A 13,978-nucleotide genomic window follows, 5' to 3' on the forward strand; every position below is an offset into this window, starting at 1 on the left:
CCGTGTCGGCGACTCACGCACGAACCCAGATGCACAAGGGAGAAGCTCAGTGTCGGAGCAGAATTTTGACATCGTCGTTCTTGGTGGTGGAAGTGGCGGATACGCAGCAGCTTTGCGCGCATCCGAACTCGGTTTCACCGTCGGACTCGTAGAGAAGGACAAGCTCGGTGGTACCTGCCTTCACCGAGGTTGCATCCCAACGAAGGCGCTCCTGCACTCGGCTGAAGTTGCCGACGTCGCACGGGAGTCCTCGAAGTACGGTGTGAACGCAACGTTCGAGAGCATCGACATCGCTGGGGTGACCTCCTACCGTGAGGGCATCGTCGCCAAAAAGTACAAGGGTCTTGCCGGACTGATCAAGGCCCGCGGCATCACTGTCATCGAAGGTGAAGGCCGACTGACCTCCCCGACGACCGTCCAGGTCGGCGAAACGACGGTCACCGGCAAGAACGTGATCCTCGCCACAGGCTCATACAGCCGTTCACTCCCCGGCCTCGACATCGGCGGCCGTGTCATCACCAGCGAGCAGGCACTCCAGCTCGACTTCATCCCACAGAAGGTCGCCGTGCTCGGCGGCGGCGTGATCGGCGTGGAGTTCGCGAGCGTCTGGAAGTCCTTCGGCGCCGATGTCACCATCATCGAGGCTCTCCCCCACCTCGTCCCGAACGAGGACGAAGCGATGAGCAAGGGTCTTGAGCGTGCCTTCCGCAAGCGCGGCATCAACTACTCTCTCGGCGTGCGGTTCCAGGGTGTCACCCAGGACGAGAACGGCGTGGTCATCACGCTCGAAGACGGCAAGACCATCGAAGCTGAGCTTCTGCTCGTTGCCGTCGGTCGCGGCCCGTCGACGGCGAACCTCGGCTACGAAGAGGTCGGCGTCACCATGGATCGCGGCTTCGTTCTCACGAACGACCGCCTCGAGACGAACATCCCGGGTCTTTACGCCGTCGGCGACATCGTCCCCGGCCTGCAGCTCGCACACCGCGGCTTCCAGCAGGGAATCTTCGCCGTAGAGGAGATCGCCGGGCTGAAGCCGGTCCTCATCCCCGATGTGAACATCCCCAAGGTCACCTACTGCGACCCCGAGGTCGCGTCTGTCGGCCTCACCGAAGCCAAGGCGGCTGAAGAGTACGGCGCAGACAAGATCACCTCGTACGAGTTCAACCTCGCCGGCAACGGCAAGAGCGAGATCATCGGCACCACCGGAAACGTCAAGGTCATCCGCGTCAACGACGGTCCCGTCATCGGCGTGCATATGATCGGCGCCCGGGTCGGCGAATTGATCACCGAGGGCCAGCTCGCGGTGAACTGGGAAGCGTACCCGGAAGACCTCGCTCCCCTGATCCACGCCCACCCGACGCAGAGCGAAGCTCTCGGCGAGGCGTTCCTGCACCTGGCGGGCAAGCCGCTCCACGCACTGTAGGTCGCACCCACCCGGGGGCGATCAATCTAAGCTACATATTCAAGAACTCGTTTCAAAGGAGACAAGGTCATGGCAGAATCCGTAAGCCTTCCGGCGCTCGGTGAGAGTGTCACCGAGGGTACGGTCACCCGCTGGCTGAAGAACGTTGGAGATCGGGTTGAGGTCGACGAGCCGTTGCTCGAGGTTTCGACCGACAAGGTCGACACCGAAATCCCATCCCCCATCGCCGGCGTGATCGAAGAGATCCTCGTGCAAGAGGATGAGACCGTCGAGGTCGGCACGGCACTCGTGAAGATCGGTGACGGTTCTTCCTCCGGCGGCGAGGCCCCGGCCGAAGAAGCTCCGGCAGAAGAGGCTCCGGCAGAAGAGGCTCCCGCCGAGCAGCCGGCTGCCGATACACAGGAAGAGGAAGCCCCGGCCGTCGAGCCCTCCACGGAGGTTTCTGAAGAGGCCGCTACAGCTCCCGAGTCTGCCCCAGCCGGCGAAGCAGCTCCGCCAGCACCGGCTGCACCTGAACCTGCCCCGGCTGCGTCCGCGCCAGCACCAGCTCCGGCAGCACCGGCTGCACCAGCACCCGCTCCTGCAGCGCCCGCCGCACCTGCTGCTCCGGCAGCCGCCCCGGCCGGCGACTCGCTCGGCGGAAGCGGTTACGTGACCCCGCTCGTTCGTCGCCTCGCCAACCAGCAGGGTGTCGACCTCTCCACCATCACCGGCACAGGTGTTGGCGGACGCATCCGCAAGGAAGACGTCCTCCAGGCAGGCTCGACGGCATCCGCTTCTGGAGCTCCGGCCAAGGCCGCTCCGCTCGAGGTGTCGCCGTTGCGCGGAACCACCCAGCCGATGTCGCGACTGCGCAAGGTTGTGGCAGAGCGCGCGGTCATCTCGATGCAGTCGTCGGCTCAGCTGACCAGCGTGGTCGAGGTCGATGTCACCAACATCGCGACGCTCCGTGACCGCGTCAAGAACGACTTCCAGTCGAAGACCGGCAACAAGCTTTCGTTTCTCCCGTTCTTTGCGCTGGCGGCGGCCGAAGCCCTCAAGGCTTACCCGGTCGTCAACGCGACGATCGACGGCGACTCGATCGTTTACCCCGACCACGAGAACCTGAGCATCGCGGTCGACACCGAGCGCGGCCTGCTCACCCCGGTCGTGCGCGACGCAAGCGAACTCAACCTCGCTGAACTGGCCGCTCAGATCGCTGACCTCGCCGAACGGACTCGCGAGAACAAGCTGAAGCCTGACGAGCTCTCGGGCGGAACGTTCACGCTGACCAACACCGGTTCGCGTGGGGCACTCTTCGACACCCCCGTCGTGTTCCTGCCGCAGGTTGCGATCCTCGGAACGGGAATCGTCACCAAGCGCCCCGTCGTCGTGAAGGCCGCGGGACAGGAAGCCATCGCGATCCGCTCGATGGTGTACCTGGCCCTCTCCTACGACCACAGAATCGTCGACGGAGCTGACGCGTCACGATTCCTCGTCGCCGTGAAGAACCGCCTTGAGGAAGGTAACTTCGAGGCTGACCTCGGAATCTAATTCGGTTCGAACAGATCACGCAGACGCCAGCCGGTGTTCGTCCTCACAGCGAGGACGAACACCGGCTGGCGTTCTTCTGTTGCTGTCGTCTGCATGAGCGCAAGATCGCCAGAGGACTGCACGAGCTCCACACCCGAATCAGAGACCTCCGCGAGGGTCGACTGGGTCCCCCGCGCCTCGCCGAACTGATGGGCGTCGGCGTCCGCGAGGGCAGAGGCCGGCTCAGCATATCCGGCGACACAGGCGGCTGACCCTGCATCCAGGCAGCGAGACCTCAAACCAAGGAGACGCACGGTGGCCGCGACCGGGTCGTCTCCGGGTCCGCCATAGTCCACGTCGACTGGTGCGGTGACAGTGCCATCGTCAGGGGCCTCGCCGCCCGCCCGGGCAGGTGACGCCCGGGCTTGGGCGTCCGATGGCATCGACGATTGACCCGTGCGTTGTGCCCCGGCGGCCGGAGCCGCCGACTTAGCCGCCCGGTCGGGAATAGCCGCGAGCCCGGCGAGGAGGACGACGATGAGCAGCACAATCCCGAAGCAGACGGCTAGCGCCCGCCCGCGCAGCACTCGCTCGGCCCACGCGTCCACCCCACATGCCTCAATGGCAGTAACTACCCTGCCAAGAACGGGAAGCTCGCCGATCGCGTGACGCGGCCCCATAACCGCCGTGCCAGGGCCCTGCCGCCGCGCACCGCGAGGTGCGGCGCCGGCGCCCGTCGCACGCCGGTCGGCGACCAGGACCACCGGTAGCGCAGGCGCCAGCGCGAAAAGGCGGCACTCCACCTGCCTGAGAAGTGATTGCTCCTGACTGTGAAGAGAATCGCCATCAAAGCCGGCGCCAGTCTGAGACTCAACCCAGTCCGAGACGCTGGCGAGTTCCGCCCGAGCCCCCTCGTCGACGGCGTTTGCCACAGCGGCGATGAGCGCCCCGAGCGCACGAACGTCGGCACGAAACCCGGGCGGCGGGTCGTGTCCGTCCTCCCCCGCTGGCCGCAGCGTGTCGAGCCCGCCGAGGACTGGCCGTCCGTCCGGGCAGAACAGTACGGTTGCCGCTGTGATCCCGCCAGAACAGAGCCCCTCGGCGTGCACTGCCGCCAATCCTGCCGCGAGCGGGGCGAGGATGGTGACTGCCTCCCCGAGCGCGATGTTCGAGCGGGACGAGAGAAGGGTGGCGAGGCTCCAGTCGGTCCTCTCATAGGCGAGGACGATCCGGCCGTCCGTGTCGGTCGCCACATCGACCAACGCCAGGACGTGCGGTGACGAGAGCCGGCCGTGCGCGGCCACCCGCCGCTCTACGGCCTCTGACGCTCGTTCCACGGTGATGCACAGCGTCTCGTCCTCGCCGGGCGCCAGAGCAAGCCATGCGCTCGTTCCGGCGGTACCGGCGACTCGGCGGAGAAGCCGGTACCCGGCCACCGCGCCGCCAGGGGCGAGTGCATCCTGTGGCGGCGAGGGTGCCGGCGCGATCGGAAAAGTCATGAGGGGATGCTCGCAGGCCCACGCGCTGCCTGTCAGAGAATCAGCCGGGCTGGGGAAACCACGGCGAGTGGAGATGAATGTGAGGGAACCCTCCGGCTCATGGTCGGGAAACCGGGCCGACGAGCACCCGCAATGCCGGTATCCTTATTGACATGGCACGAAAAGAAAAACCCGTCAAGGCGGCGAAGGAACCCGGCCGTCTGAAGCAAATGGGGCAGGTCTTCCAGATGACCCGCCGCTACGACAAGAGCGTCGTGTGGTGGATGCTCCTCGGCTTCGTCGGCAGCGTCGCCATCACCGTTGCGGCAGCCCTCATCTTCTCCCCGGGAAGCATTCTCGCACTCGTGCTGTGGATCATCGCCGGTCTGCTCGCTGGAGTGCTCGTCGCCATGATCATCCTCGGTCGTCGCGCTGAGCGCGCCGCCTACGGTCAGATCGCCGGGCAGCCCGGCGCCGTGGGTGCCGTGTTCCGCAGTTCACTCCCCCGCGGCTGGCAGGGCAGCGAAATGCCGATCAACGCCAATGCACGAACCCAGGATGCGGTGTACCGTGCTGTCGGACGCGGCGGCGTCGTTCTCGTCGGTGAGGGCCCGCGGTCACGCGTCGGCCGGCTCGTCGATGATGAGAAGCGCAAGATCAATCGTGTCGTTCCGAACGTGCCGGTCACTGTGTTCTTTGTCGGCCCCGACCAGAACTCGGTGCCGCTGTACAAGCTGACCAAGTCCTTCCGCTCCGTGAAGAAGACGCTGACCAAGCCCGAGGCCCTTGCCGTTGTCAACCGGCTCGCCTCACTCAGCGCCGGTTCACTGCCGATCCCCAAGGGTGTCGACCCATTCAAGGTTCGCCCGCAGCGGGCACGCTGACCCCTTCAAACGACGAACCCGCCCTGGCTCTGGCCAGGGCGGGTTTTCGTTGTCCGTGGGGTAAAAACCAGCGGATGCGTCAGATCCGGATCAGAACAGTGCCGGCGGTCCTGTCGTGGAATCCGCGCTGGTCCGAGTCCCAGACGAGTGCGGGGAGAATCACCACGAGGAGAAGGGTGCGTACGGCTGGGCGCCACAGGCCGATGTACCCGCCCGCGAGAGGGACCACGCGGAGTCCGACGAGCCGGTGGCCGACGCTGCCACCCGTTGTGGCGATGAAGATGATTTGAAGGACCGCGAATACGACGCTGTTCGCCCAGCCGTTGCCGATGCCGACCGTGCCGGGGAAGAACACGGAGACGATGAGCAACGCGGATGCCCAGTCGATCGCGAGGGCTGCGAGCCGTCGACCGACCCGGCCAATACTGCGTGGGCCGTGCTCGGGCAGGCCGAGACGCTCACCCGGGTAGCGGCTGGGTGCGGTATCGCCGAAATCGGCGGCGGGCTTTGGAACACTCGACACACTCCGATCCTACGCGGCGGGTGCCCGTGTAACATGCCAGAAACATGGGTGTGACCGTGGGGTAACCGCGGGTCATTACCCTCGTCAGAGGTTGCACAATGCATCCTGCTCGGTTTCAACCCCCTTTTGGAGTTCTCCATATGTTCAGCGATTCATCCGAGGTGCTTAAGTACATCAAGGACAACGACGTCAAGTTCGTCGACATCCGTTTCACCGATCTGCCCGGTGTCCAGCAGCACTTCAACATCCCGGCATCGACCGTCGACGAGGAGTTCTTCACCGTCGGCCAGCTGTTCGACGGTTCGTCGATCCGGGGCTTCGCCAACATTCATGAGTCGGACATGCAGCTGATTCCGGATGTCACCACGGCGTATCTCGACCCGTTCCGGGTCGAGAGCACGCTCATCATCCTCTTCGACATCTACAACCCGCGTAACGGTGAGATCTACTCGAAGGACCCGCGCCAGGTCGCGAAGAAGGCGGAGAAGTACCTCGCCTCCACCGGCATCGCCGACACGGCGTACTTCGCCCCTGAAGCTGAGTTCTACATCTTCGACGACGTCCGCTATGAGATCAACCAGCACAAGAGCTTCTACTCGGTCGACTCCAGCGAAGGCGCGTGGAACTCGGGCAAGGAAGAAGAAGGCGGCAACCTCGCCAACAAGACCCCGTACAAGGGCGGCTACTTCCCGGTCAGCCCGGTCGACCAGCACGCAGACCTCCGCGACGACATCTGCCTCAAGCTGATCGACGCGGGCCTCATCCTTGAGCGCAGCCACCACGAGGTCGGCACCGCCGGCCAGGGCGAGATCAACTACCGTTTCGACACGATGGTGCACTCGGCTGACGACATCCTCAAGTTCAAGTACATCGTCAAGAACACGGCACACCAGTGGGGCAAGACGGCGACGTTCATGCCGAAGCCGCTGTTCGGCGACAACGGTTCGGGAATGCACACCCACCAGTCGCTCTGGAACGGCAGCACCCCGTTGTTCTACGACGAGGCCGGTTACGGCGGACTCTCCGACGTCGCTCGATGGTACATCGGTGGACTTCTCAAGCACGCCCCCGCTGTGCTCGCTTTCACGAACCCGACCGTCAACAGCTACCACCGCCTCGTCCCCGGCTTCGAAGCACCGGTCAACCTGGTCTATTCGGCCGGTAACCGGTCAGCGTCGATCCGTATCCCGATCACGGGCACGAACCCGAAGGCCAAGCGCATCGAGTTCCGCGCACCTGACGCTTCAGGCAACCCGTACCTCGCCTTCGCCGCCCAGCTGATGGCAGGCCTCGACGGAATCAAGAACCGCATCGAGCCGCACGAGCCCGTCGACAAGGACCTCTACGAGTTGCCGCCCGAGGAAGCGAAGAGCATCCCTCAGGTTCCCGCATCTCTCGAGGCCGCTCTCCAGGCCCTCGAGGCCGACCACGAGTTCCTGCTCCAGGGCAACGTGTTCACGCGCGAGCTCATCGAAACCTGGATCGACTACAAGCGCGAGCACGAGATCAAACCGCTCGCTCAGCGCCCGCACCCGTTCGAGTTCGAGCTCTACTACGGCGTGTAATTCTTCAGCACTGAAAGAGACCCGCCCGTCCCGTCTTCATGACGGGTGGGCGGGTCTTTTTCGTCTGTCGCCGGCTCAGCGCGCGGTGGGCTCCGGGCGGACCGGACCGCCATAGAACTGTTTCTCGAAGACGCTGCGCGCGCGTCGAGTGACCTGCAGATAGTCCTCTTCGAGCTGCGCCGCCGAGCCGGGAGGATACTCGAGCACGCGCGCGATCCCTTCCAGCTGCATCCGGTCGCTCGGCAGCACGTCCGTGGTCCTGTTGAGCCACAGGGTCATGGCGGATCGCAGCCGGGAGGCGAAGATCCACGCGGCGCGCAACCGGTCGGCCGTTTCCTTCGAAACCAGGTCGTTTTCGAGAGCCACGTCAAGCGCCTCGAGGGTGCTCGTCGTCCGCAGTCCACGGGTCGTCGCTGCGTGCTGCAACTGGAGCAACTGGACGAACCACTCCACATCGCTGAGTGAGCCCCGGCCCAGTTTGACGTGACGGGTGGGATCCGCGCCCTGGGGCAGCCGCTCATTCTCCACCCTGGCCTTGATCCGCTTGACCTCACGCACGGCGCTCTGGGCAATGGCAGCCGGGTACCGGATGCCGTCGGCAAGCGCTTCGAAATCGGCCCGGAGTTCCTCATCGCCGGCGACTCCTCTTGCCCGAAGCAGCGCTTGAGCTTCCCAGGTGAGCGACCAGCGCGAATAGTATGCGCGATACGACTCCAGAGAACGGCACACTGGTCCGTTCTTGCCCTCCGGGCGCAATCCGATGTCGAGGTCGAGCGGCAGGCGGTGATCCTCACTCAGCCGGTTCAGCTCCGAGACGATGCGGTTCGCGGCCAGATGCGTTTGCTCGTTCGGCAGTGTGGTGACCCGGTAGACGTACATGATGTCGGCGTCCGAGCCGAAGCCCAGTTCAGATCCCCCGTACCTGCCCATTCCGATCACGGCGAACTCGAGCGAGTCCGGTCCGAGCCCGTCGGTCCGGCGGATAATTCGGAGGAGCCCGCCGATGGTTGCCGTCGTGACATCCGTCAGCCCTTTGGCGAGATCACTGATCGGCAGCGTGCCCGTCACGGAGCCGAGAGCCAGCCTGAGAATTTCGCGCCGACGGAGCCGGCGGATCGCTTTCGCGGCGGGACTATCGGTGTCGTGGCGGCCGAGGATCGCGCCGATTTCGTCGTCGAGTGTTGCCAGGGACCGCGGCCGGAGTTCTGACTCGTGTTCGAGCCAGGCCGCCGCTTCAGGTATCTGGTCGAGGAGCTCGCCGATGAACCGGGAGCCGCTGAGCACGTGGGTGAGCTTTTCGGCGACACCGGACGAATCGCGGAGCATGCGCAGAAACCAGTGGGTGGTGCCGAGTGATTCGCTCAGTCGGCGGAACGCGAGCAGTCCGTAATCAGGATCGGCGCCGTCGGCGAGCCAGCGCAGCATCACCGGCAGAAGGTTCCGCTGGATGATCGCACGGCGCGATACACCGGCGGTCAGCGCGGCGATGTGGGTCAGGGCACCCTGCGGGTCGCGGAACCCAATCGCGGCGAGGCGTGCACCGGCCTGCTCCGGGCTCAGCAGAACCTCCTCTTCGGGCAAGGCGGCGACGGCAGAGAGCAGTGGCCGGTAGAACAGTCGTTCGTGGAGACCGCGGACCTCGTGCTTGGTGCGCTCCCAGAGTGCGACGAGGGCTTCACCGGTAGGTGCGAACGTTGACGCACGCGCAAGCACCCGGAGTGCGTCCGGGTCCCGCGGCATCAGGTGAGTGCGGCGGAGGCGCTGCAGCTGGAGCCGGTGTTCGAGGACCCGGAGCAGGCGATAGTCAGACGCGAACTCGGCTGCTTCCTCCCGGCCGATGTACCCGTGTTCGGACAACGCCGTGAGGGCGGCGATTGTGCCGCGTTCACGGACGCCGGGTTCGGCCGCGCCGTGTACAAGTTGTAGCAACTGAACGGTGAATTCGACGTCGCGGAGACCGCCGGGGCCGAGCTTGAGCTGGTAGTGCACCTCGTCGTTCGGGATGTTCTCGGTGACCCGCTCGCGCATCCGCTGGACGGATTCGACGAAATTCTCCCGCCCGGCGCTCGACCAGACCAGCGGCGAGATCGCGTCGACATAGCGTTGCCCGAGCTCGGGATCCCCGGCGAACGCGCGGGCTTTCAGAAGGGCCTGGAACTCCCAGCTCTTCGCCCACCGCTCGTAATATGCCAGGTGCGACTCGAGGGTGCGTACGAGCGCTCCCTGCTTGCCCTCTGGACGGAGGTTCGGGTCCACCTCCCATAGCTCCGGTTCGATGTCGGGCTGGCTGATCCCCCGCATGCAGAGCACAGCGATCCGCGTGGCGATGTCGACCGCGCGGGCATTGCTCAAACCGTTCTCTTCATCGCCCGCGGCCACGAAGATGACGTCGACGTCGCTGACATAGTTGAGTTCGCCGGCTCCGGCCTTGCCCATCCCGATGACCGAGAACCGGGTGCGAGCCACCTCGTCGGCCCCGAACCGCCCGGGTCCGGAGGTAGCCGTGGTCAGCTGGGTTCTCGCCACAGCGATGGATGCTTCGAGAGCCGCCGCCGCGGCATCCGACAGGGCCTTCGCCACGTCGTCGAGCACGTCTCTGGGGTCGTCGGCAGCAAGGTCGTGGGCGGCGATGCGGGCCAGCCAGCGCCGGTACCGCACACGCAGCCGGGTGTAGCCCTCGTCTTCACCGTATGCGGCGAACCCGTCGGTCGCGCCGACGGCATCGAGCAGGCTCTCGGCGAGTTCGGCCCGAGTAGGCAGGCTGCCTTCCCGTTCGGTGAACGCCGACAGTTCTTCCGGATGCCGCGCGAAGAAGTCTGCAAGGCCGGCGGATGCTCCGAGAATCCGGATCAGAGGAATCCGGTGGTGCTCCTTGCCCAGCGCGGCAGCCACGGCGTCCGGGTCGGCGCGAGCCAGGGTGAGCAGTCCACGAAGTGCTTCGTCAGGGTCGGCGGCCTTCGCGAACGCAGGAAGCACCTCGTCGAGGTCGAGGGGCACCGCTTCGCCGAGCTCCTCGATCTGGGCACGCACACCGCTCAGTGCAGCGAAACCCAGCCGGGCAAGTTCGGTGAGAGTGGCCTGGTCCCGTCGCATCCGCAGTCGATCTACAGGATCTCGATGTTCTTCGCCAGCTCGAACGGTGTGACCTGTGCGCGATACTCCGCCCACTCTTGGCGCTTGTTCAACAGAACATAGTTGAAGACCTGCTCGCCGAGCGTCTCAGCGACGAGCTCGGACTCCTCCATCAGCTGGATGGCGTGGTCGAGGCTGGCCGGGAGTGCCGAATAACCAAGGGCGCGGCGTTCGGCGTCGCTGAGGCTCCAGACGTTGTCCTCCGCTTCCGGCGGAAGTTCGTAGCCCTCTTCGATTCCCTTGAGGCCTGCCGCGAGAAGCAGCGAATAGGCGAGGTACGGGTTCGCTGCTGAGTCGATGGCGCGGTATTCGACACGGGCGCTTCCGCCCTTGTTCGGCTTGTACAACGGCACGCGCACGAGCGCTGAGCGGTTGTTGTGGCCCCAGGTGACGAAACTCGGTGCCTCGGCGAGGCCGTTGTTGCCGACGGTACCCCACAGCCGCTTGTACGAGTTGACGAACTGGTTGGTCACCGCCGTGATCTCGGGGGCGTGGTGCAGCAGGCCGGCAATGAACTGGCGGCCGATCTTCGACAGCTGGTACTGGGCACCTGCCTCGTAGAACGCGTTGGTGTCGCCTTCGAAGAGCGAGACGTGCGTGTGCATGCCAGACCCTGGCTTGTCGGAGAGCGGCTTCGGCATGAAGGTGGCGTAGACCCCCTGCTCGATGGCGACCTCCTTGATCACTGTGCGGAAAGTCATGATGTTGTCGGCCGTGGTGAGGGCGTCTGCGTAGCGCAGGTCGATCTCGTTCTGGCCTGGTCCCGCTTCGTGGTGGCTGAACTCGACGGAGATGCCGAGGTCCTCGAGCATCCGCACCGAGCGCCGACGGAAGTCGTGCGCCGTGCCGCCCGGAACGTTGTCGAAGTAGCCGGCGGAGTCGACCGGGATGGGGCCTTCAGGCCCGATCTGCGCAGACTTGAGCAGGTAGAACTCGATCTCGGGGTGCGTGTAGAACGTGAACCCGCGGTCAGCGGCTTTTTCGAGTGTGCGCTTGAGCACGTTGCGTGGGTCCGAGAGCGCAGGACGCCCGTCCGGCGTGGTGATGTCGCAGAACATCCGCGCGGTCGGGTCGATCTCGCCGCGCCACGGCAGCAACTGGAACGTCGTCGGGTCCGGGACGGCGAGCAGGTCGGATTCGTACGACCTGCTGAGCCCCTCGATCGCTGAACCGTCGAAGCCGAGCCCCTCCGCGAACGCGCCTTCCACCTCTGCGGGAGCGATCGCCACCGACTTCAACGTGCCGACCACATCGGTGAACCAGAGACGAACGAACTTGACTCCCCGCTCCTCGATGGTCCGAAGAACGAAATCGCGTTGCTTATCCATCTGATCCCCTCGAAAAGTACGTCGCGCTGCTGCGTTCTTAGGCTATCCGGTTCCCGCCCCCGGCGTGGTAAACCGGGCCGCTTTCACCGGCCGGGAGCATCGCTAGACTGGCGCCATGTCTGAGCCATCGAAGCCCGCAGCATCCGCTAGCCCCGCCCGAGTCCGCACCCGCCACTTTCAGCGCGCCAAAGAGCAGGGCATCAAGATCACCGGCCTGACCAGCTACGACATGCTGACGGCCACCATCTTCGACGAGGCCGGAATCGACTTTCTCCTGGTCGGCGACTCCGCTGGCAACACAGTGCTCGGCTTCGACACGACCTTACCCGTCACTGTCGACGAGCTCATCCCGCTGACCCGTGCCGTCGCCGGCGCAGCGAAACGCGCTTTCGTCATCGCCGATATGCCGTTCGGATCGTACGAGAACGGCCCAGAGGATGCCCTCAAGACCGCGTTCCGTTTCATGAAGGAAACCGGCAGCCAGGCCGTGAAGCTCGAGGGTGGCGAACGCAGCCACGAGCAGATCCGTCGCATCGTCTCGGCCGGCATCCCCGTCATGGGACACATCGGCTTCACCCCGCAGAGTGAGCACGGTCTCGGCGGGCACATCATCCAGGGCAGGGGCGCCGCGCTGGAGCAGCTGCTCCGCGACGCACGCGCCGTTCAGGATGCCGGTGCGTTCGCCGTCGTCCTCGAAATGGTTCCCGCTGAGGCCGCTGCACGCGTGACCGCCGAACTCGACATCCCGACGATCGGCGTCGGCGCCGGGCCTCACGTGTCTGGGCAACTGCTCGTCTGGACCGACTTCGCCGGCCTGACGACCGGTCGCATCCCCTCGTTCGTGAAGCAGTACGCGAACCTGCGTGGTGCGCTGACCGATGCCGTCACCACATTCAGGACCGAAGTCGCCGACGGTGTCTACCCCGGTGAGGAACACAGCTACAGCTGAGCGCTTAAGGCACAGAGAAACGGATGCCGTCCCGCGCGCGGCGAGGGACGGCATCCGTTCGTGCGTGCGGACTAGCGGTCGTCGGCGGCCTCTTCGGCCGCCCAGGCTGCGGCTCGTTCACGGAGACGCTCGGGTGCGTGCGCTGCTTCTTCCGCGGTGGCGAACGGACCGGCCCGGTCGACGGCCGGTGATTCGTACCCACGCTCGACGGCACCGGTCTTCATGTTGTACCAGTACTGCTTCGACGGATCCTCAGACATGAGATGTCCCTTCGCTGATGGCTAAGCTTGATCCTATGCCTAAGGACCGCAACGGACATCTGATTCCCGGCGCTCAAACTGCCCTGCGAAATGTGCCCCCCGGCATCCCCCGCCCCGAGTATGTCGGCAAGAGCGCACCGCGCCCGTTTACCGGTTCTGACGTCTACTCCCCCGAGGCCGTCGAGCGCATCCGCCGTGCCGGTCGCATCGCCGCGGATGCCATCGCGCTGGTCGGTGAGAACGTACGGCCGGGAATCACAACCGATGAACTCGACGAGATCGGGCACCGGTATCTGGTCGAGAACAACGCGTATCCGTCGACCCTGGGCTACCGCGGCTTCTCGAAGTCGCTGTGCAGTTCGGTCAACGAAGTCGTCTGCCACGGGATCCCCGACAACACTGTTCTCGAGGACGGCGACATCGTCAACATCGACATCACCGCGTTCGTCGACGGCGTCCACGGTGACAGCAACCGCACTTTCGTCGCCGGGGAGCCGACCGAAGACGTACGACTGCTGGTGGAGCGCACCGAGGAATCCCTTCGCCGCGGAATCAAAGCCGTCGCCCCCGGTCGCCAGGTAAACGTCATAGGCCGGGCGATCGAGTCATACGCGAAACGCTTCGGTTACGGCGTCATCCGGGACTTCACCGGCCACGGCGTCGGTGAGGCGTTCCACTCGGGGCTGATCATCCCCCACTACGACTCCGCTCCCCAGTACGACACCGTGATGGAGGTCGGTATGGTCTTCACCATAGAACCTATGCTCACCCTCGGCACGCACGAGTGGGACATGTGGGAAGACAACTGGACCGTGACGACGAAGGACAAGAGCATGACTGCACAATTCGAGCACACCCTCGTAGTCACCGAACGCGGTGCCGACATCCTCACTCTCCCGTCGACGGGAATGGCGGCGTGAGCGG

The 13,978-nt window shown here is 65.1% G+C and carries 11 protein-coding genes; 6 read left to right on the forward strand and 5 right to left on the reverse strand.

Annotated features, from left to right (window positions below):
- Positions 1–49 precede the first annotated feature (49 nt).
- Together lpdA and sucB are read left to right on the forward strand one after the other, a co-directional pair.
- Entirely contained in the window at positions 50–1,423 is a 1,374-nt protein-coding gene (gene lpdA / locus BM197_RS12000; RefSeq protein ID WP_090711829.1) for a dihydrolipoyl dehydrogenase, read from the forward strand.
- A 69-nt stretch (positions 1,424–1,492) separates the two neighbouring features.
- Positions 1,493–2,956, forward strand: coding sequence for a 2-oxoglutarate dehydrogenase, E2 component, dihydrolipoamide succinyltransferase (gene sucB, locus BM197_RS12005; RefSeq protein ID WP_090711831.1), 1,464 nt, complete (start codon positions 1,493–1,495; stop codon positions 2,954–2,956).
- On the opposite strand, the gene BM197_RS12010 is transcribed toward sucB, so the two are convergent.
- Positions 2,953–4,434, reverse strand: a complete 1,482-nt coding sequence (locus tag BM197_RS12010) for a serine/threonine-protein kinase (RefSeq protein WP_143095069.1) — start codon at positions 4,432–4,434, stop codon at positions 2,953–2,955. The genes sucB and BM197_RS12010 overlap by 4 nt on opposite strands.
- Positions 4,435–4,586: 152 nt before the next feature.
- Between BM197_RS12010 and BM197_RS12015 the strand changes: the two genes are divergently transcribed.
- Positions 4,587–5,297, forward strand: a complete 711-nt coding sequence (locus BM197_RS12015; RefSeq protein WP_090711836.1) for a DUF4191 domain-containing protein — start codon at positions 4,587–4,589, stop codon at positions 5,295–5,297.
- Positions 5,298–5,376: 79 nt separating this feature from the next.
- Here BM197_RS12015 and BM197_RS12020 read toward each other — a convergent pair whose 3' ends face one another.
- Complete coding sequence (locus BM197_RS12020; protein WP_090711838.1) at positions 5,377–5,820, reverse strand: RDD family protein; 444 nt, start codon at positions 5,818–5,820, stop codon at positions 5,377–5,379.
- 140 nt (positions 5,821–5,960) lie between these two features.
- On the opposite strand from BM197_RS12020, the gene glnA reads away from it, so the two are divergent.
- Positions 5,961–7,385 carry a type I glutamate--ammonia ligase gene (glnA, locus tag BM197_RS12025; protein WP_090711841.1) on the forward strand — a complete coding sequence of 475 codons (1,425 nt, stop codon included), beginning with the start codon at positions 5,961–5,963 and terminating at the stop codon, positions 7,383–7,385.
- Between the two features lie 75 nt (positions 7,386–7,460).
- Here the strand turns inward: glnA and BM197_RS12030 are convergent, their stop codons facing one another.
- Positions 7,461–10,478, reverse strand: coding sequence for a bifunctional [glutamine synthetase] adenylyltransferase/[glutamine synthetase]-adenylyl-L-tyrosine phosphorylase (locus BM197_RS12030; protein WP_090711843.1), 3,018 nt, complete (start codon positions 10,476–10,478; stop codon positions 7,461–7,463).
- An 11-nt stretch (positions 10,479–10,489) separates the two neighbouring features.
- Positions 10,490–11,845, reverse strand: coding sequence for a glutamine synthetase family protein (locus tag BM197_RS12035; protein ID WP_090711845.1), 1,356 nt, complete (start codon positions 11,843–11,845; stop codon positions 10,490–10,492).
- A 115-nt stretch (positions 11,846–11,960) separates the two neighbouring features.
- On the opposite strand from BM197_RS12035, the gene panB reads away from it, so the two are divergent.
- A complete protein-coding gene (panB, locus tag BM197_RS12040; protein ID WP_090711847.1) occupies positions 11,961–12,794 on the forward strand; it encodes a 3-methyl-2-oxobutanoate hydroxymethyltransferase in 834 nt (277 codons plus the stop codon).
- Between the two features lie 71 nt (positions 12,795–12,865).
- On the opposite strand, the gene BM197_RS12045 is transcribed toward panB, so the two are convergent.
- Positions 12,866–13,054, reverse strand: a complete 189-nt coding sequence (locus BM197_RS12045; protein WP_090711849.1) for a hypothetical protein — start codon at positions 13,052–13,054, stop codon at positions 12,866–12,868.
- A 35-nt stretch (positions 13,055–13,089) separates the two neighbouring features.
- On the opposite strand from BM197_RS12045, the gene map reads away from it, so the two are divergent.
- Positions 13,090–13,974 (forward strand): type I methionyl aminopeptidase, encoded by an 885-nt coding sequence (map, locus tag BM197_RS12050; RefSeq protein ID WP_090711851.1) that lies wholly within the window; start codon positions 13,090–13,092, stop codon positions 13,972–13,974.
- Positions 13,975–13,978: the final 4 nt, after the last annotated feature.

The sequence above is a fragment of the Mycetocola miduiensis genome (assembly GCF_900115155.1).
In the GTDB taxonomy this organism is placed as follows: domain Bacteria; phylum Actinomycetota; class Actinomycetes; order Actinomycetales; family Microbacteriaceae; genus Mycetocola_A; species Mycetocola_A miduiensis.

What these genes read in the sequence shown, in the direction of transcription:
- sucB (WP_090711831.1), top strand. Translation starts at nt 1,493, where the DNA reads ATGGCAGAATCCGTAAGCCTTCCGGCGCTCGGTGAGAGTGTCACCGAG.
- BM197_RS12010 (WP_143095069.1), bottom strand. Translation starts at nt 4,434, where the DNA reads ATGACTTTTCCGATCGCGCCGGCACCCTCGCCGCCACAGGATGCACTC.
- BM197_RS12015 (WP_090711836.1), top strand. Translation starts at nt 4,587, where the DNA reads ATGGCACGAAAAGAAAAACCCGTCAAGGCGGCGAAGGAACCCGGCCGT.
- glnA (WP_090711841.1), top strand. Translation starts at nt 5,961, where the DNA reads ATGTTCAGCGATTCATCCGAGGTGCTTAAGTACATCAAGGACAACGAC.
- BM197_RS12030 (WP_090711843.1), bottom strand. Translation starts at nt 10,478, where the DNA reads ATGCGACGGGACCAGGCCACTCTCACCGAACTTGCCCGGCTGGGTTTC.
- BM197_RS12035 (WP_090711845.1), bottom strand. Translation starts at nt 11,845, where the DNA reads ATGGATAAGCAACGCGATTTCGTTCTTCGGACCATCGAGGAGCGGGGA.
- panB (WP_090711847.1), top strand. Translation starts at nt 11,961, where the DNA reads ATGTCTGAGCCATCGAAGCCCGCAGCATCCGCTAGCCCCGCCCGAGTC.
- BM197_RS12045 (WP_090711849.1), bottom strand. Translation starts at nt 13,054, where the DNA reads ATGTCTGAGGATCCGTCGAAGCAGTACTGGTACAACATGAAGACCGGT.
- map (WP_090711851.1), top strand. Translation starts at nt 13,090, where the DNA reads ATGCCTAAGGACCGCAACGGACATCTGATTCCCGGCGCTCAAACTGCC.